This is a genomic window from Pseudomonas sp. PDNC002, from assembly GCF_016919445.1.
In the GTDB taxonomy this organism is placed as follows: Bacteria; Pseudomonadota; Gammaproteobacteria; order Pseudomonadales; family Pseudomonadaceae; genus Pseudomonas.
In genome coordinates this window covers 2,317,507-2,334,719 of record NZ_CP070356.1, presented here as the reverse complement: position 1 = coordinate 2,334,719, position 17,213 = coordinate 2,317,507, and the positions used below count along the sequence as shown (strand labels likewise).

Here is a 17,213-nt window from a genome sequence, read left to right as displayed (position 1 = left end):
ATGCGCCTGATCATCATCAGTGGAAGGTCCGGCTCGGGCAAGAGCACCGCGCTCAATGTGCTCGAGGACAACGGCTTCTACTGTATCGATAACCTGCCGGCAAGCCTCCTTCCGGATCTGGCCCAGCGCGCGCTGCTACACACCGAACTGCTGCACCCGCAGGTTGCGGTCTCCATTGATGCACGCAACTTGCCCAGCCAACTGCAACGCTTCCCGGAACTGTTGCAGGAAGCGCGCGACAAGCACATTCAGTGCGACGTCCTGTATCTCGATGCGGACGATGAAACCCTTCTCAAGCGTTTCTCCGAGACGCGCCGCCGCCACCCGCTGACCAACGACACCCGCTCGCTGGCCGAAGCCATTGGCGACGAAACGAGCCTGTTGGCGCCCATCGCCGACCTGGCCGACCTCAAGCTCAACACCACGAACCTGAACCTGTATCAGCTGCGCGACGTACTCAAGCTGCGCCTGCTGAACAAGCCCGAACTGGGCACCGCGTTCCTGGTCGAATCCTTCGGTTTCAAGCGCGGCATGCCGGTGGACGCCGACCTGGTGTTCGACGTGCGCTGCCTGCCCAACCCCTACTGGAAGCCGGAACTGCGCGAGCACACCGGGCTGGATGTGGAAGTGCAGGAGTACCTGGCCGCGCAACCCGACGTCGAGGAGATGTACCAGGATATCCTCGGCTACCTGAACAAATGGCTGCCGCGCTTCGCCGCGAGCAACCGGGCCTACGTCACCATCGCCATCGGTTGTACCGGTGGTCAGCACCGCTCGACCTACCTGGCCGAGCGTATTGGCCGGGCCCTCAAGGACACCCTCACCAACGTGCAGATTCGCCACCGCGACCTGAGCTAGCAGCGACAGACAACAAAAGGACAGCCCCTCGCGATGCCCGCCCTCGAAGTCACCATCATCAACAAGCTTGGCCTGCACGCCCGTGCGGCAGCCAAATTCGTCGGCGTCGCGGGACGTTATCCCTGCCAGGTTCGCGTGGGGCGCAATCCGGAGAGCACGGTGGACGGCAAGAGCATCATGGCCGTGATGATGCTCGCTGCCGGCAAGGGCACCAATCTGCACCTCGCCGCCGAAGGCGAGCAGGAAGACGAAGCGCTGAAGGCGCTGGTCGACCTGATCAACAACTACTTCGACGAAGGCGAGTGACGCGCCGGGCACTCAGCCCAGCGACGTATCCAGCACCATCATCAGACAGAAGCCAATGATCAGCCCCTGGGTGGCCTGTGCCGCATGACCGCGGCGCTGGGATTCGGGAATGATCTCGCGCACCACCACATAGAGCATTGCGCCCGCCGCAGCGGCCAGCCCCCAGGGCAGGAACATCCGCGAGATGCCAATCAGCCAGGCGCAGAGCACCGCGAACAGCGGCTCGACCAGCCCGGAAGCGGCTCCCGCCAGCGCCGCCTTGCCGCGCGACACGCCCGCCCCCGCGAGTACCAGCGCGATCGCCAGCCCCTCAGGCACGTCCTGCAGCGCGATGCCCAGCGCAAGGCCGCTGGCGCCTTGCACTTCCCCGCCGGCCGCGACACCCACGGCCATGCCTTCGGGAATGTTGTGCAGGACGATGGCCGCGACGAACAGCAGGATTCGCGCGGGCACCTTTCCATCAGCGACGCCCTGGATATTGGCCTGCGCGTCCTCGAGCACTCGGCCGAATACCGCGAGACCGAAGGCCCCCAGCGCCAGGCCGAGGCTGACCAGCAACGAAGCCAGCCACGTGGGCCGGCCCGAGGCTTCAGCCGCCTCCAGCGCGGGGAGCAACAGCGAGAATGCGGTGGCTGCCAGCATCACGCCGGCGCCGAATCCGAGCATGGCGTCGGCGATCCGCGCCGGCATGCTGCGCACCAGCAGCACGGGCAGCGCGCCCAGGGCGGTCCCGAGCGCGCAGAGCATGCCGCCATGCAGGGCGAGATACATCGGTGCGGACAGCGACAATCGCGCCAGCAGCATCAAGTGCTGGGCCACCAGCAGACCGCCGCCGAGGACAATGATCAGTCCCAGCAACCAACGCACGTTGCGTCCTCCGCTCTCACGCAGACTCTGCACGATCAGACGCATGGGACGGCCTTCGGTTTCATCCTTGTCCCCGCGCCTGCAGCGCCAGACGGTAGCGCCGCAGCACCTCCGGCCAGGCGACCACGTTGTAGAAGGCCGCGATGTATTCCGGCCGGCGGTTCTGGTAGCGCAGGTAATAGGCGTGCTCCCAGACGTCCAGGCCGAGGATCGGCAGGTTGCCCTGCATCAGCGGGCTGTCCTGGTTGCCGGTGCTTTCCACCACCAGCTTGCCCTGCGGATCGACGCTCAGCCACGCCCAACCGCTACCGAAGCGCGTCAGTGCGGCCTTGGTGAAGGCCTGGCAGAACGCGTCGTAGCCGCCCAGTTCGCTGTCGATGGCCTGGCGCAGTTCTTCCTGCGGCTGGCCGCCACCGTGCGGCGCCATCACGGTCCAGAACAGCGAATGATTGGCGTGGCCGCCGCCGTTGTTGACCACTCCGGCGCGCAGCGCCTGGGGCAGGCTCTCAAGCTTCTGCAGCAGCTCTTCCACCGGAACGTCGGCGAACTCGGTGCCCTCCAGCGCGGCATTGAGGTTGTTGATGTAGGTCTGGTGGTGCTTGCTGTGATGGATTTCCATGGTCTGCGCATCGATGTGCGGTTCCAGCGCATCGTAGGCATAGGGCAAGGCAGGCAGGACGTGAGGCATCTTCGAACCTTCTTCAGCAGTAGCGCATCGACTCAGTGATAACGCATCGATTGAACGGCGGTGAACAGGCCCGGACGCAGTTCCACCGCGCCCTGGCGACGTAACAGGCGCTGGGTGCGCGGATAGGTGCCGTGCTCGCCGATGAAGTTGAGCAACTCGACGTAGGTACGCCGGCTGTGCTGCACCGCCGCGGCGCGCAGGTCCGAACATTTGCGCAGGTCCTCGCCCAGCACCAGCAGCCGCTCGTGGCAGGCGCACAGGTACTCGGCGGTTTCCTCCGGCTGGCCGAGTTGCAGGTGCAGGTCGCCGAGGTTGTGGTGGGAGATGACAAACGCCATCACGGCTTCCTCCGGGTCGTGCCAACGGTCCAGCAGGACCTGGGCCAGCGCCAGCGCGTGGAGGTAATGCTCACGGGCATCGATCAGCTCGTTACGAATGAAGCAGCGGTTGCCCAGTTCGATGGTGCGTTGCCAATGACGCATGGCATTTTCCTCCAGTGGCGGCGGACTCAGAGTCCACCGGCGGTGAGCTTCTCGGGATTGAGCAGTTGCTCAAGGCGGGCGCGGTCCAGGTCGATGCCCTCTAAAGCAGAGAACTCAAGCGCAACCTCGATGATCGGCCGCCCTTCTCGGTAGGCCTGCTTGGCGATCTCCGCGGCCTTCTGGTAGCCGATGATCGGGTTCAGCGCGGTAACCAGGATCGGATTGCGCGACAGCGCCTCGCGCAGGCTCGCCTCGTTGACCTTGAAGCTGGCGATGGCCTTGTCCGCCAGCAGACGGCTGACGTTGGCCAGCAGATGGATACTGTGCAGCAGGTTGTCAGCGATCACCGGCAGCATCACGTTCAGCTCGAAGTTGCCCGACTGGCCGGCGACGGCAATGGTGGTGTCGTTGCCCATGACCTGGGCGGCGACCATGGCGGTGGCTTCCGGGATCACCGGGTTGACCTTGCCCGGCATGATCGAGGATCCCGGCTGCAGTGCTTCCAGTTCGATCTCGGCGAGGCCGGCGAGCGGGCCGGAGTTCATCCAGCGCAGGTCGTTGGCGATCTTCATCAGCGCCACCGCCAGGGCCTTGAGCTGACCGGAGGTGGCCACGGCAATGTCCTGGGCGCCGATCAGCGCGAAGAAGTCGTCACCAGGGCGGAACACCAGACCAGTCAGACCGTTGAGTTCCTCGCAGAAGCGTGCGGCAAACTGAGGATGCGCATTCACGCCGGTGCCGACAGCCGTGCCGCCCTGGGCGAGCTGCTGCAGCGCCGGCAATTGACCTTCGATGCCCTGCGACGCCTGGCGCACCTGTTGCGCCCAGCCGCCAAGCACCTGGCTCAGGCGTACCGGCATGGCATCCATCAGGTGAGTGCGGCCGGTCTTCACGTGCTGGTGCACGGCCTTGGCCTTCTTCTCCAGGGTGGCGTGCAGGTGGTCCAGCGCTGGCAACAGGTGCTGGTGGATCTCCAGCGCCGCACTGATGTGGATGGTCGAGGGAATGATGTCGTTGCTGCTCTGCCCGCAGTTGACCTGGTCATTGGCGTTGACCGGCTTGCCCAGGCGAAGGCTGGCCAGGGTGGCGACCACCTCGTTGGCGTTCATGTTCGAGCTGGTGCCCGAACCGGTCTGGAATACGTCCACCGGGAAGTGCTGCTGCAGATCGCCCGCCAGCAGTTCCTCGCAGGCGGCGACAATCGCGGCACCGGCCTCCGCGTCCAGCTGTTCCAGGCTGACGTTGGCCCGCGCCGCCGCGGCCTTGGCCAGCAGCAGCGCGCGAATGAACGGACGCGGCATGCGCTGGCCACTCACCGGGAAGTTGTTCACCGCCCGCTGCGTCTGGGCTCCGTAGAGCGCCGCAATCGGCACCTCCAGTTCGCCCATGCTGTCGCGTTCGATACGGCTGTCAGTCATTCTCGATTCCTTCTTGCAGCTTCAGGGAAGGCGCCATCTCCTGCTGCGCCATGCGCCGGGCCAGCAGGCTCAGGCGTTGACGCTGGACGGAAGAGGTCGCCAGGCGTTGCAGTTCGCGCAGGGGGAGATAGGCGTGGTCCAGGCAGAGCACGCGCCAATGCCAGGGCAGTGCGATGTCGCGACTGCTGTCGAGCAGCAGTTGGTAGCACTTCTCGAACAGGCGCCAGGCCGGCACCGGCTCCCAGGCCGCCAGGTAGCGTGCTTCGCCGAGGTATTGCTCCACCAGGCGCGGCTCGTCCGGCTCCAGCGCACAGCGGATGCGGGTGCCCAGTCGGTACCAGCGGTCGGTGATCGAGCTGTCGATTTCGGCAAACATGGCAATCCCATAATCGATAATGAGATTGATTATTGTTTGCGAGAATCAAAAAAACAAGCCGCCCAACGCAATGCGCAGGGCGGCTCGTCTGGAGAAAGGCTTCGAGAACAGCGGGGAAGCCGCGGCCAGACAGGCCGCGGCGGGTGTATCAGTTGCCGGCGACCATCATCTTTTCGATGAGCACGGAACCGGTATGCAGGTTGCCGCGGTACTCCACATCGTTGCCGATGGCGACGATGTTGCGGAACAAATCGCGCAGGTTGGCGGCGATGGTGACTTCCTGTACCGGGAACTGGATTTCGCCGTTCTCTACCCAGTAGCCGCCGGCGCCACGGGAATAGTCGCCGGTCACCAGGTTGACGCCCTGCCCCATCAGTTCGGTGACCAGCAGGCCACGGCCCATGCGGCGGATCAGGGCAGCCTGGTCTTCATCGCCATGGCTGACGAACAGGTTGTGCACGCCACCGGAGTTGGCCGTGCTGGGCATGCCCAGCTTGCGCCCGGAGTAGGTGCCAAGCACGTAGGAGACCAGCTCACCACCTTCCACGAACGACTTGGCATAGGTGGCCAGGCCGTCGTTGTCGAACGAGGCGCTGCCCAGCGCGCCGCGCAACAGCGGGCGCTCGTCCAGGGTCAACCATTCCGGGAACAGCCGCTGGCCCAGCGCACCTTCGAGGAAGGACGACTTGCGGTACAGACTGCCGCCGGAGATGGCGCCGAGGAAGTGGCCGAACAGGCCGACCGCGACCTCCGGGGCGAACAGCACCGGCACTTCGGCGGTTGGCACCGGGCGGGCGCCCAGGCGGCTGGCGGCGCGCTCGGCGGCGCGGCGACCGATGGATTCGGGGGTAGCCAGCAGCTCGCCGCGACGGTTTACGTCGTACCAGTAGTCGCGCTGCATCTGCCCTTCACCTTCGGCGATCATCACGCAACTCAGGCTGTGGCGGGTGCTGGCATAGCCGCCAACGAAGCCATGGCTGTTGCCGTAGACGCGGCAGCCCTGGTGGGTGTTCAGCGTAGTGCCGTCGGCCTTGGTGACGCGCTTGTCGGCGGCGAACGCCGCAGCCTCGCACGCCAGGGCGCGCTCGATGGCCTGGTCGGGGGTGATCGACCAGCCGTGGTACAGGTCCAGGTCCGGCAGGTCGCGGGCCATCAGCGCCGGATCGGCCAGCCCGGCGCAATCGTCCTCGGAAGCGTGCTTGGCAATAGCCAATGCTGCCGCCACGGTTTCGCGGATGGCATCCGCGCCGGTGGCCGAGGTACTCGCCGAGCCCTTGCGTTGACCAACGTAGAGGGTGATGCCAAAGCCCTGGTCGCGGTTGAACTCGACAGTCTCGACTTCACCCTGGCGCACCGAGGTCGAAAGCCCCTGCTCCACCGATACCGCCACTTCGCAGGCGCTGGCGCCTTGCCGGGTGGCCTCGGCGATGATCCGCTCGACCTGCTCGCGCAGTTCGGGAAGAACCTCCGGGCTCACTGCCGGGTTGTGTTCGCTCATTGCATGCCTCTCCTGTTCATGGTCCGACCCTGCCTTCAAGCGGCGAGGACCGGCGCGGGCCGGACAAGCGGCCCCTGACTCGTTATCATGGCGGCGTTTTCAACGAGACCCCCGCCATGGCTGAAATTCACGATGACGACTCGTCCTTCGATGAGAAGAGCAAGTCGCAAGTTAAACGCGAGCTGCACGCCCTGCAGGACCTCGGCGAGCGCCTGACGACGCTCAAGCCGGACCTGCTGGACCGCATGCCGCTCACCGATCCGCTGCGCCGCGCACTGGACGAAGCACCCAAGCACAAGGCCAATGCCGCCAAGAAGCGCCACCGGCAGTTCATCGGCAAGCTGATGCGCGACCAGGACATCGACGCCATCGTCGCCCTCCTGGAACAGGTAGACAGCTCCACCCGCCAATACAACGAACGCTTCCACGCCCTGGAGCGTTGGCGCGACCACCTGATCACCGGCGGCGACGCGGCCCTGTCGGCGTTCTTCGGCGAATACCCCGAGAGCGACCGCCAGCACTTGCTCCAACTGATCCGCCATGCCCAGCACGAGGCCGCTCACAACAAGCCTCCAGCCGCGGCGCGGAAGATCTTCAAGTACATCCGCGAGCTGGACGAGCTCAAACGCGGCCTGCGCTGAGCAGCCGCGTCCCTCCCCTCCAGCGTCATCGGCAACGGCTTCAGGCGCCCGTGCCGCCTACGGTAATCGCATCGATCTTCAGGGTCGGCTGACCGACACCGACTGGCACGGACTGGCCGTCCTTGCCGCAAGTGCCCACGCCGCTGTCCAGCGCCAGGTCGTTGCCGACCATGGATACCCGGCTCATCACTTCCGGACCGTTGCCGATCAGGGTCGCGCCCTTCACCGGGCGAGTGATCTTGCCGTTCTCGATCAGGTAGGCCTCGCTGGTGGCAAAGACGAACTTGCCGCTGGTGATGTCCACCTGACCGCCACCCAGGTTCGCGCAGTAGATCCCGCGCTCGACGCTGGCGATGATTTCTTCCGGATCGCTCTGCCCGGCCAGCATGTAGGTGTTGGTCATGCGCGGCATCGGCAGGTGCGCATAGGACTCGCGGCGACCATTGCCGGTGCGCGCCACACCCATCAGGCGGGCGTTGAGCTTGTCCTGCATGTAGCCCTTGAGGATGCCGTTCTCGATCAGCACGTTGCAGTGGGTCGGCGTACCCTCGTCGTCCACCGACAGCGAGCCACGGCGGCCGGCGATGGTGCCGTCATCGACGATGGTGCACAGGCTGGACGCGACCTTCTCGCCGATGCGTCCGCTGTAGTTCGAGCTGCCCTTGCGGTTGAAGTCGCCTTCCAGGCCGTGGCCCACGGCTTCATGCAGCAGCACGCCGGACCAGCCGGCGCCCATCACCACCGGCAGGCTGCCAGCCGGCGCGGGAACGGCTTCGAGGTTGACCAGCGCCTGGCGCAGCGCCTCGCGGGCGTAACCCATGGCGCGGTCTTCCTGGAGGAAGTATTTGTAGTCGGTGCGACCGCCGCCGCCGTGACCGCCGCGCTCGCGGCGACCATTCTGCTCGACGATGACGCTGACGTTGAAGCGCACCAGCGGGCGGATGTCCGCAGCCAGCGAGCCGTCCGCCGCGGCGATCAGCACCTTGTCCCAGACACCGGCGAGGCTGACGGTGACCTGCTGGATGCGCGGGTCGAGGGCGCGGGTGGCGGCGTCGATCTTCTGCAGCAGCTCGACCTTCTCCGCGCGGCTCATCACGTCCAGTGGGTTTTCGCCGGCGTAGAGACGAGTCGGCACCACGGCGTTGAACGCCTGCACCTTGCCGTTCTGGCCGGCACGGGAGATCGAGCGGGCAGCGCGGGCAGCCTGGATCAGCGCTTCATGGTTGATCGCGTTGCTGTAGGCGAAGCCGGTCTTCTCGCCGGACTGCGCGCGCACGCCGACACCCTGGTCCATGTGGAAGCTGCCTTCCTTGACGATGCCGTCCTCCAGCATCCAGGACTCGGAGACCTGGCTCTGGAAGTACAGGTCCGCGGCATCGATACCGGGGCCGCTCAGCTCGTGCAGGATCGGCGACAGCTGGTCGATATCCAGACCACCGGGGACCAGCAGGTGCTGGCTGACGGATGACAACAGTTCGCTCATATTCACTCCGTACGCGCCGGTCGTGGTTCGACCGGCGGGAAAAATCTTCTGTGCCGGGCAATCGGCATGCGCTGCCGGACTGCCGCCTGTTCTTCGCTGTCGCGCTCGGCCAGCAGCACGGCCTCGCCCTTGGCCTGTTCGGCCAGGATACGCCCCCAGGGGTCGACGATGGCCGACTGGCCCCAGGTTTCCCGTCCTTTGGGGTGGGTTCCGCCCTGCCCGGCTGCCAGCAGGTAGCACTGAGTCTCGATGGCGCGGGCGCGGATGAGGATTTCCCAGTGCGCCGCACCAGTTACCGCCGTGAACGCCGACGGGGCGCTGATCAGCTCCGCACCCGCCTCGCGCAGCGCGGTGTAGAGCTCGGGGAAGCGCAGGTCGTAGCACACCGTCAGCCCCAGGCGCCCGACCGGGGTATCCGCCACCACCACGCGCTGGCCGAAGGCGTAGTCATCCGACTCGCGATAACGACCACGGGCGTCGGCGACGTCCACATCGAACAGGTGCAGCTTGTCGTAGCGCGCCGCCACTTCGCCGTGCTCGTCCACCAGCAGCGAACAGGCATTGGCCTTGGCTTCCGGTTGATCGATGGGCGGCAGCGGCAGGGTGCCGGCGACAATCCACAACCTGAGGTCGCGGGCGGTGCTTTTCAACCAGGGCAGGATCGGCCCCTCGCCCCGGGCTTCCGCGCGACCGAGGTCCGCGAGATCGCGGCGGCCCATGGCGGCGAAGTTCTCCGGCAGCACGGCGAGGCGCGCGCCACCCTCGGCGGCCTGCTCGAGCAAGCGACGGGCGGCGGTGAGATTGGCCTGGACATCGTCCTGGCTGACCATCTGGATAACGCTGATGGGCATCGTGAGCTCCGGCTGTGTCCTGGGTTTCATGCTAACCGATGCCCGACCAGTCTGCTCAGTGAGGTTTTTCGAAGGGTTTCTCGAAGGCGATGGTGGGGCTCTGCCACGGCCCTTTCACGCTGTACTGCACGCTGGCGAAGCGCGCGACCCGGTCACCCAGCAGCTTGTCCACCACGAACAGCGCGCCGCCGATGGCCGGCGCGCCGACGATCAGCGCGGCAAGGGGCAGGTTGTTGGTCACCGGCAGGGTCACCAGCAGCTTGGCGTCGATCTCGTCGTGGGCGAGGTCGAGGGTGCCATTGAGCTCCAGATTGCTCGACGGACCGTCCAGGCGCAGCGGTTCGCGGGTGAAGAAGACGCCATCGGTGGCCGTCAATACGCCCTTCACGCGGTCGTAGCTCAGGCCCTTGCCCAGCAGATCGGAGAAGTCCAGGCGCAGACGGCGGCTGATGGCGTTGAAGTTCAGCAGGCCGAACACCCGCAGGGCATTGGCGCCACCTTCCACCTCCACGAACTGGCCCTTGCGCAGACTGGCATCGAGCGTGCCGCCAAAGCGCCGCAGACTCAGTGCCGCCGGAGAGCCGGGCCAGTTGCCGTTGATGTCCACGCGGAAGCGCTCACTGGTCACGCTGGGGGCGAAATCCCAGGCCTTGAGCACGTCGCCCAGGTTCTTGCCCTCCAGTTTGCCGACAAAGGTGCTGCGAGCGCTCGTGTCCACTCCGTCCCAGCGCAGGTTGCCCTTCACCGAGATGCCGCGCAGGTCCAGCGCCACGTTGTCGAAGCTGGTGCCGGTCGGGGTGGGGCGCAGGTTGAAACTCCAGGCGCCCACCGGCTGCCCGGCCTTGAGCACCTGGCGAATGGTCACGTCCATCGCCGGCAGCGAGCGCGGGTCGATCTTGGCCAGCGGGTCCGGGGCCTCGACCGCACGTTCCGAGTCGATGGCCTCGCCCTTGGGCAAGTCGATGCGGTCGAGGGCAATCACAATGGGCCGCGCCTTGTTGTCCGGCACGGTGACCTTGCCGGAAACCAGGGAACTGACCAGCCCAAGCTGCCAACTGCTGTCGACGCGCAAAAGGTCCACCGTGAGGTTCTCGAGCGTCTGGCCAAATCCCTTGAAGCGGCCAATCTGCAGGTCTGCGCCCCGCAGCAGCCCGGCGGCGCCCTCGACGCCTGAGTTGGAATACTTCTTCAGCACCGCCTGCCAGGCGTCGGCGTCCACCTCGTCGATCTTGCCGCGCACCTGTACGCCACTCCAGCTCGGCAGCACCGCGGGGTCGCCCCCCAGGCGCAGGACGCCGCGCCCGGCCAGTGGCTGGTCGGCCGGTGCGGCATAGGCGAGGCTGGCACGATCACCATAAATCGCCCAGTAACGCCGCTCGGCGCCATCCAGGGTCATGCGCCATTCGCTGTTACGGGTTTCCTGGGCAGCCTTGCCCAACGGCGCCGGCAGGTCGATGGTCACCCCCTGAAGATTGGAGGCGACCTGCAGCTGGCTGTCCTTGCCGGCAAGCAGCAGATTGAGCTGGAAGGGAATGCGGCCATCGACTGGCAGTTGCTTTTGCACCTTGGCCCAGTCAAGCAGGGACTTCACCGGCAACTGCCCGCCCACCAGCACGCGGGTACGCGAATCGCCATTGCGCCCTTCGGCGCGGATGCTGCCGGTGACGCGGGTGCCGAGGACCTGGGCGGCGACATTCTGCCCGCTCAGGCCGCTATCGGTGTCGAAGCGAAACTTGCCCTTGACCTGTTCGAGGTTCAGTTCGGGCTTGGCGATCTTCAGTCGCGCCTTGTCCGTGGCGAAGTCGACGATCACCCGCGCCTTGCTCGCCTCGCCCTTGGCCAGCGGGATATCCAGCTTCAGGTGACCATTCAGATCGCCCTCGCCCTCCCAGCCGGCGAAGGTGTGGGTCGCGCCGATGGGCGAATCCTGGAGAATCTTCAGGCCATCGACGAGATTGCTGTCGATGTCGCCGTCCACGTGCAGGTGGGCCACCTCGCCCGGCGCCGAATGAGGGATGTCCACCGACACATCGCGCACCTGGCTGTTGAGAATCCTGCCACTGCTGGCGTTGATGCTGACTCCGCTGTCCTCTACCCGCACTTCGCCCTCGGCCTTGCTCAGGCCCGGCCAGCCGGGTTGATAGTCGAGCACGCCGTCGTGGACCTTGAAGTACAGGCTCATGGCATGCGCCTCTGGCGCGGAACCCTTCTGCAACGATCCCTGCCAGAGGAAATAGCCCTGTTCGATGCGACCACTCTTGATCGAGCCCTTGAGCCAGGCGGCGAGGTCCTTGCTCATCTGCGGGATGACGGTGGGCAGGTACTTGCTGGTGAAGCGCGCGTCGCCGTTGCTCATGCCGACACGCAGGTCCATGTAGTCCTCCTGCGCCGGGTCGCGCATCAGGCGGATCAACATGTCGCCGGCGATGGTCCCCTCTTCGCCCTCTACCTGCATCAGGTGGCTGCCGAGGGTGAACGCCTCGTCGTTGAACTGGAAGAACATCCGCGTATGCGCGGTGCGGTAATGCCAAGGCTCCGGGAACAGGGTCGCCAGGTGCAGCATGAAGTCCTGGGCGTTGGCATCCAACTGGCCGCCGCCAAGGTTGCCGCGCAAGGTGCCGTCGACATTCGCCACGGCGGGTACGTCATGGAAGGCGCTGACCCCGACCTTCTCCAGGTTGGTGGCATACGCGACACGGTCGATATCTTCGCGTTGCGGCCAGTAGTCGAAATTGACGTTGTGCAGCACGCCATGCGGCTTCAGGCCGTCGAGCCACTCGATGACCTTGTCCGGCAACGGCGCCAGGGCGGTGATCGTCGGGCCCAGCGGCGTCAGGTCAAGACGATCGGCACGCAGTTGCCAATGCTCCTCGCCCTTCATGCGCCGGGTAAGCTCCAGCTCCACTTCGCCCCAGCGCGTTTCGCCGAGGTTGGCCGCCAGATCGGCGACGCGCAGGTCGAAATCGTCGCCGCTGCGCTTGAAGAACAGCCCCACGCCCAGGTCGCTCAGGCTGACCGGCGGGCGGTCGCCCAGCGCGGCCTCGATCTTCGGCGCATTCAGGCGCGCCACGGCGGCCACCGGCACGCCCTTGTCGATCGTGGCCCAGAACTCGCCGCCAGCCTTGGCCTGGGACAGCTTCCAGGCACCGGTCAGGCCCGCGGGCAACCACTGCGCCCAGTCCGCCTGCGGCAGGCTGAGGTACAGCTGTGCCGAACTCTTCGCCCAGTCATCCCGGTCCAGCCGGGTCTCCAGCCGCGCCGCCACCGGCTCGCCGCCGGGCAGGCTGAAGCGCGCTTCCAGGCGCTGCCGACTGCCGCTGTGCAACGTCATGCCCACATAGTTGAGCGATAGCGCCTTGGCCTGCTGTGGCAGGACAGTCAGTTGGCTATCCATCAGCGACAGTCGCCGCGGTGTGAGCAGCATGTCGATGAGCTTGCGCGGGTCGGTGTCGTTATTGCGGTTGGGCAGCCCGTCGGCGTGCCACTTGCCCGCTTCGTCCTCGCGCAACGTCAGGTGCAGGCCTTCCAGCTCCAGGCTGTCGATGCGCGGCTGGCGCGCCATCAGGCTGGCTAGGATATCCGGGGTCAGACGCACCCGTTCCAGGCGCAGCGAGTCATTGCCCTCGCCAAGCTGAATGTCGCGCACCACGATGATTGGACTGAATGCGTGCCAATGCCCCTCCAGCGCGCCGATGGTGACCGGCAGGCCGAGCTGGTCGCTCGCCTGTTGCGCCAGGTCGTCGCGGTACTCCGCCACCAGAGGGACCAGCTGCCGACCGAGGCTGACGTACAGCGCGAGCAGCACAAGGCCCAAGGCGAGCAGGCCCAGGACGGCGCGCAGCGCGGTGGCGAACAGGCTGCCGGCGCGCTCCATGTCAGGCAGACACCGGGAATGGATGGCGATGGGTCATCGAGCGGCCTCCGAGCCGATCAAGGTCGACGCTGATCCGACAGCCAGGGCCGGATAAAGCTCCATGAAAGCCCATTGCAGAGCGGTATGCCGCCAGAAATCCACGTACTGCGACCCGCCGCTCAAAGCAGGACAACGTCGTACTGCTCCTGGGAGTACATGGCCTCGACCTGGAACTTGATGGGGCGACCGATGAACAGTTCCAGATCGGCGACATTGCCCGACTCTTCGTCGAGCAGGCGATCGACCACCTTCTGGTTGGCCAGCACCAGGTAGGAATCGGCCTGGTAGGCCCGCGCTTCGCGGAGGATCTCGCGGAAGATCTCGTAGCAGATCGTCTCAGGGGTCTTCAGCATGCCGCGCCCCTGGCAGCTCGGGCAGGGCTCGCAGAGCACCTGCACCAGGCTTTCGCGGGTGCGCTTGCGGGTCATCTGCACCAGCCCCAACTCGGTGATGCCGATGATATTGGTCTTGGCATGGTCGCGTTCGAGCTGCTTCTCCAGGGTGCGCAGAACCTGGCGGCGGTGCTCTTCGTCTTCCATGTCGATGAAGTCGATGATGATGATCCCGCCCAGGTTGCGCAGGCGCAGTTGGCGGGCGATGGCGGTGGCGGCCTCGAGGTTGGTCTTGAAGATGGTCTCTTCGAGATTGCGGTGGCCGACGAAGGCGCCGGTGTTCACGTCGATGGTGGTCATCGCCTCGGTCGGGTCGATGATCAGGTAGCCGCCGGACTTGAGCAGGACCTTGCGCTCGAGCGCCTTCTGTACCTCATCCTCGACCCCGTAGAGGTCGAAGATCGGCCGCTCGCCCGGATAGTGCTCCAGGCGGTCGGCGATTTCCGGCATCAGCTCTTCGACGAACTGCGTGATTTTCTGGAAGTTCTCCCGGGAATCGACACGGATCTTCTCGATACGCGGGTTCACCAGGTCGCGCAGGGTGCGCAGCGCCAGGGACAGGTCTTCGTAGATCATCGTCGGCGCGCCGACGGTCTGGATCTGCGCATCGATCTGGTCCCAGAGGCGGCGCAGGTAGCGTATGTCGGCGAGGATCTCGTCCTCGCCGGCGCCTTCGGCAGCGGTGCGCAGGATGAAGCCGCCGCGCTCGACGATGCCTTCGGCCTCGACGCATTTGGCGACCACCTGCTTGAGGCGATCGCGCTCGTGTTCGTCCTCGATCTTGAGGGAAATGCCAACGTGGCTGGTACGCGGCATGTAGACCAGGTAGCGGGAAGGAATCGACAGGTGGGTGGTCAGGCGCGCGCCCTTGGTGCCGATGGGGTCCTTGGTGACCTGCACCACCAGGCTCTGGCCTTCGTGGACCAGCGCGCCGATGCTTTCCACGGCGCTGCCCTCGCGGGTGGAAATCTCGGCGGCATGAATGAAGGCTGCGCGTTCCAGGCCAATATCGACGAAGGCGGCCTGCATGCCCGGCAGCACCCGCACGACCTTGCCCTTGTAGATATTGCCGACGATCCCGCGACGCAGCGTGCGCTCGACGTGGACCTCCTGGAGGACGCCGTTCTCCACCACCGCCACGCGCGACTCCATCGGCGTGATATTGATCAGAATCTCTTCGCTCATGCGCCCTTCCTTATCGCGCCTGGGAGTTTCAGCGCTACTTCGTGATCAAGACTGCCAGCTAGGGATAGAGAAGTCAGCCAGCAATGCCGCGCTTTCGCACAAGGGCAGGCCGACCACGGCGCTGTAGCTACCTTCGACACGGCTGACGAAGACCGCCGCGAGCCCCTGGATAGCATAGCTACCCGCCTTGTCCTGCGGCTCGCCGGTTTCCCAGTAGCGTTCGGCTTCCTCGGCGGAAATCTCCCGGAAGGTCACACGGCTGCTGACCACGCGGGCCTCGCAGCGCTCGCGATCGGCAACCGCGACGGCGGTGAGCACCTCGTGTTCGCGGCCCGACAGCGCCCGCAGCATGGCCAGGGCATCGTCGCGATCCGCCGGTTTGCCGAGGATGCGGCCGTCCAGCACCACTGCGGTATCCGCACCGAGCACGCAGATGTCGGCGCGCTGGGCGAGGAAGTTCAGCCCGGCGAGCGCCTTGCCGCGCGCCAGGCGCTCCACATAGCCAGGTGCCGACTCGTCGGCCTCCGGCGTTTCATCGATGGATGCGGGCACTATGTGGAACGGCAGGCCGATCTGGGTGAGCAGCTCGCGGCGGCGCGGCGAACTGGAGGCTAGGTACAGCTGGGCCATCTGGAACTCCCGGGACGGGCCTGCGAGGCAGACCCGGTGACTCCCTCGAAAAGGGGCGATCAGTTGATGTTCAGGCGCAGCCGCAGGGCCCGCAGCAATGTGTAGACCCAAGGCCAGAGCAAGGCACTGACCAGCGCGGGCAGGAGGAACACCAGGGTCGGCGGGCGGTTGCCAGTCAGGGCGCTGATCCAGAGCTGGACCAGTTGGGCGAGACCGAAGACCACCAGCAACACCAGGCATTGCTGCCAGATGGGGAACATGCGCAGGCGCTGGTGCAAGGACAGCACCAGGAAAATGATCAGGCTGAGGATCAGGGCGTTCTGCCCCAGCAGGCTGCCATAGAGCACATCCTCGGCGACACCCAGCACCCACGCGCTGAGCATGCCGACCTTGTGCGGCAGGTAGAGCACCCAGTAGGTGAGGAACATGGCCAGCCAGAGCGGGCGGCCGATCTCCATGAAACCGGGCATTGGCGCCACCGAGAGCAGCAGCGCCAGAAGCAGTGTCAGCCAGATGGCCCAGCCGTTGTTCGAGCCTTGGCCGGCCATCAGTGGCGCGTCCTTGGCGCCGGGTGCGCAGCAGGCGCGGCGGGAGTACCACCAGCGGCCGGCTGCGCGGGATGACCGGCGGGAGCCGTCGCTGGCACGGCAGGCGCCGTCTCATGGGATTGGGTCGCTGGCGCGGGCTGCCCCGGGGCAGCGGACTCGGCGGCCTTGCGGTCGGCCTCTGCCTGGGCCTCGGCGGCGTCGGTGGCGCGCTGCTCGGGTGTGCGGCTATCAGTGAACACCAGCAGCACATAACGGCTGCGATTCATCTTCGCGGTCGGCACGGCACGGATAGTGGCGAATGGCCCGCCCGTATCATGCTGCACTTCCTTGACCGTCGCGACCGGATAGCCGGCGGGGAAACGCTGCCCCAGGCCGGAACTGACCAGCAGGTCGCCTTCCTTGATGTCAGCGGTATCGGCGACGTAGCGCAGCTCCAGGCGTTCCGGATTGCCGGTGCCCACGGCGATGGCGCGCAGGCCATTGCGGTTCACCTGCACCGGAATGCTGTGGGTGGTATCGGTCAGCAGCAGGACGCGAGCGGTGTACGGCATCACCTCGACCACCTGCCCCATCAGGCCGCTGGCATCGAGTACCGGCTGGCCCTGGAACACGCCGTCCTTCTCGCCCTTGTCGATCAGGATGCGTTGGGTAAAGGGGTTCGGGTCGACGCCGATCAGCTCGCCCACCAGCACCTTGTCATCGACCAGGGCGGAGGAATTGAGGAGTTCGCGCAGGCGTACGTTCTGTTCGGTCAGGGTGGCCAGCTTCTGCAGGCGACGCTGCATCAGCAATTGCTCGGCCTTGAGGCGCTCGTTCTCAGCCAGCAGCTCGCTGCGGCTGGTGAACTGGTCGCGCACGCCTTCCCAGGCGCGAACCGGAAAATCGGCGATGCCATAGAACGGGCTCAGCACCAGCCCCATCTGGCTACGTACCGGCTTGAGATAATCGAAGCGGGCATCGACCACCATCAAGGCGACCGACAGGACAGCGAGCACCAACAGGCGCGCGCCCAGCGAGGGCCCTTTGGAGAATATCGGTTTGATGACCGGCTCCTAGCTGTGCAAGGTCGGTTGAAGT

Annotated in this window: 16 protein-coding genes; 3 read left to right on the top strand and 13 right to left on the bottom strand. The window is 65.9% G+C overall.

The window, feature by feature from the left end:
- Positions 1-858 (top strand): RNase adapter RapZ, encoded by an 858-nt coding sequence (rapZ, locus tag JVX91_RS10810; protein ID WP_205339217.1) that lies wholly within the window; start codon positions 1-3, stop codon positions 856-858.
- Between the two features lie 33 nt (positions 859-891).
- Entirely contained in the window at positions 892-1,164 is a 273-nt protein-coding gene (locus JVX91_RS10805; RefSeq protein ID WP_205339216.1) for an HPr family phosphocarrier protein, read from the top strand.
- A gap of 12 nt (positions 1,165-1,176) precedes the next feature.
- Here JVX91_RS10805 and JVX91_RS10800 read toward each other — a convergent pair whose 3' ends face one another.
- The 6 genes from JVX91_RS10800 to pmbA all read right to left on the bottom strand — a co-directional run bounded on the left by JVX91_RS10800 (position 1,177) and on the right by pmbA (position 6,493).
- Positions 1,177-2,076 (bottom strand): ZIP family metal transporter, encoded by a 900-nt coding sequence (locus JVX91_RS10800; protein WP_205339215.1) that lies wholly within the window; start codon positions 2,074-2,076, stop codon positions 1,177-1,179.
- A gap of 16 nt (positions 2,077-2,092) precedes the next feature.
- Positions 2,093-2,719 carry a superoxide dismutase gene (locus JVX91_RS10795; RefSeq protein ID WP_205339214.1) on the bottom strand — a complete coding sequence of 209 codons (627 nt, stop codon included), beginning with the start codon at positions 2,717-2,719 and terminating at the stop codon, positions 2,093-2,095.
- Positions 2,720-2,751: 32 nt separating this feature from the next.
- The gene (locus JVX91_RS10790) at positions 2,752-3,201 is read right to left on the bottom strand and encodes a hypothetical protein (RefSeq protein ID WP_054906625.1); all 450 of its coding nucleotides are present in this window, start codon (positions 3,199-3,201) and stop codon (positions 2,752-2,754) included.
- Positions 3,202-3,227: 26 nt separating this feature from the next.
- Positions 3,228-4,619 carry a class II fumarate hydratase FumC gene (fumC, locus tag JVX91_RS10785; RefSeq protein ID WP_205339213.1) on the bottom strand — a complete coding sequence of 464 codons (1,392 nt, stop codon included), beginning with the start codon at positions 4,617-4,619 and terminating at the stop codon, positions 3,228-3,230.
- Positions 4,612-4,995, bottom strand: a complete 384-nt coding sequence (locus JVX91_RS10780) for a FagA protein (protein ID WP_205339212.1) — start codon at positions 4,993-4,995, stop codon at positions 4,612-4,614. Before JVX91_RS10780 ends, fumC begins: the two co-directional genes overlap by 8 nt.
- Before the next feature lie 148 nt (positions 4,996-5,143).
- Complete coding sequence (gene pmbA, locus JVX91_RS10775; RefSeq protein WP_205339211.1) at positions 5,144-6,493, bottom strand: metalloprotease PmbA; 1,350 nt, start codon at positions 6,491-6,493, stop codon at positions 5,144-5,146.
- A gap of 116 nt (positions 6,494-6,609) precedes the next feature.
- On the opposite strand from pmbA, the gene yjgA reads away from it, so the two are divergent.
- Positions 6,610-7,134: a ribosome biogenesis factor YjgA gene (gene yjgA, locus JVX91_RS10770; RefSeq protein ID WP_240201725.1), complete on the top strand. Its 525-nt coding sequence runs from the start codon at positions 6,610-6,612 to the stop codon at positions 7,132-7,134.
- A gap of 40 nt (positions 7,135-7,174) precedes the next feature.
- Here the strand turns inward: yjgA and tldD are convergent, their stop codons facing one another.
- The 7 genes from tldD to mreC form a co-directional block, all read right to left on the bottom strand.
- Positions 7,175-8,617 carry a metalloprotease TldD gene (gene tldD / locus JVX91_RS10765; protein WP_205339210.1) on the bottom strand — a complete coding sequence of 481 codons (1,443 nt, stop codon included), beginning with the start codon at positions 8,615-8,617 and terminating at the stop codon, positions 7,175-7,177.
- 2 nt (positions 8,618-8,619) lie between these two features.
- Positions 8,620-9,468: a carbon-nitrogen hydrolase family protein gene (locus JVX91_RS10760; protein WP_205339209.1), complete on the bottom strand. Its 849-nt coding sequence runs from the start codon at positions 9,466-9,468 to the stop codon at positions 8,620-8,622.
- Positions 9,469-9,523: 55 nt separating this feature from the next.
- Positions 9,524-13,342 (bottom strand): YhdP family protein, encoded by a 3,819-nt coding sequence (locus JVX91_RS10755; RefSeq protein WP_205339208.1) that lies wholly within the window; start codon positions 13,340-13,342, stop codon positions 9,524-9,526.
- 158 nt (positions 13,343-13,500) lie between these two features.
- Positions 13,501-14,958 (bottom strand): ribonuclease G, encoded by a 1,458-nt coding sequence (rng, locus tag JVX91_RS10750; RefSeq protein ID WP_205339207.1) that lies wholly within the window; start codon positions 14,956-14,958, stop codon positions 13,501-13,503.
- A 45-nt stretch (positions 14,959-15,003) separates the two neighbouring features.
- The gene (locus JVX91_RS10745; RefSeq protein WP_205339206.1) at positions 15,004-15,588 is read right to left on the bottom strand and encodes a Maf family protein; all 585 of its coding nucleotides are present in this window, start codon (positions 15,586-15,588) and stop codon (positions 15,004-15,006) included.
- A 59-nt stretch (positions 15,589-15,647) separates the two neighbouring features.
- A complete protein-coding gene (mreD, locus tag JVX91_RS10740) occupies positions 15,648-16,136 on the bottom strand; it encodes a rod shape-determining protein MreD (protein WP_205339205.1) in 489 nt (162 codons plus the stop codon).
- A complete protein-coding gene (mreC, locus tag JVX91_RS10735) occupies positions 16,136-17,170 on the bottom strand; it encodes a rod shape-determining protein MreC (protein ID WP_205339982.1) in 1,035 nt (344 codons plus the stop codon). Before mreC ends, mreD begins: the two co-directional genes overlap by 1 nt.
- Positions 17,171-17,213: the final 43 nt, after the last annotated feature.

Bases quoted from the DNA above. Each gene is read 5' to 3' on its own strand.
- tldD (WP_205339210.1), bottom strand. From the start codon at position 8,617: ATGAGCGAACTGTTGTCATCCGTCAGCCAGCACCTGCTGGTCCCCGGT.
- rng (WP_205339207.1), bottom strand. From the start codon at position 14,958: ATGAGCGAAGAGATTCTGATCAATATCACGCCGATGGAGTCGCGCGTG.
- fumC (WP_205339213.1), bottom strand. From the start codon at position 4,619: ATGACTGACAGCCGTATCGAACGCGACAGCATGGGCGAACTGGAGGTG.
- JVX91_RS10800 (WP_205339215.1), bottom strand. From the start codon at position 2,076: ATGCGTCTGATCGTGCAGAGTCTGCGTGAGAGCGGAGGACGCAACGTG.
- mreD (WP_205339205.1), bottom strand. From the start codon at position 16,136: ATGGCCGGCCAAGGCTCGAACAACGGCTGGGCCATCTGGCTGACACTG.
- JVX91_RS10795 (WP_205339214.1), bottom strand. From the start codon at position 2,719: ATGCCTCACGTCCTGCCTGCCTTGCCCTATGCCTACGATGCGCTGGAA.
- JVX91_RS10745 (WP_205339206.1), bottom strand. From the start codon at position 15,588: ATGGCCCAGCTGTACCTAGCCTCCAGTTCGCCGCGCCGCCGCGAGCTG.
- rapZ (WP_205339217.1), top strand. From the start codon at position 1: ATGCGCCTGATCATCATCAGTGGAAGGTCCGGCTCGGGCAAGAGCACC.
- JVX91_RS10805 (WP_205339216.1), top strand. From the start codon at position 892: ATGCCCGCCCTCGAAGTCACCATCATCAACAAGCTTGGCCTGCACGCC.
- JVX91_RS10760 (WP_205339209.1), bottom strand. From the start codon at position 9,468: ATGCCCATCAGCGTTATCCAGATGGTCAGCCAGGACGATGTCCAGGCC.
- JVX91_RS10780 (WP_205339212.1), bottom strand. From the start codon at position 4,995: ATGTTTGCCGAAATCGACAGCTCGATCACCGACCGCTGGTACCGACTG.
- JVX91_RS10755 (WP_205339208.1), bottom strand. From the start codon at position 13,342: ATGGAGCGCGCCGGCAGCCTGTTCGCCACCGCGCTGCGCGCCGTCCTG.
- yjgA (WP_240201725.1), top strand. From the start codon at position 6,610: ATGGCTGAAATTCACGATGACGACTCGTCCTTCGATGAGAAGAGCAAG.
- JVX91_RS10790 (WP_054906625.1), bottom strand. From the start codon at position 3,201: ATGCGTCATTGGCAACGCACCATCGAACTGGGCAACCGCTGCTTCATT.
- pmbA (WP_205339211.1), bottom strand. From the start codon at position 6,493: ATGAGCGAACACAACCCGGCAGTGAGCCCGGAGGTTCTTCCCGAACTG.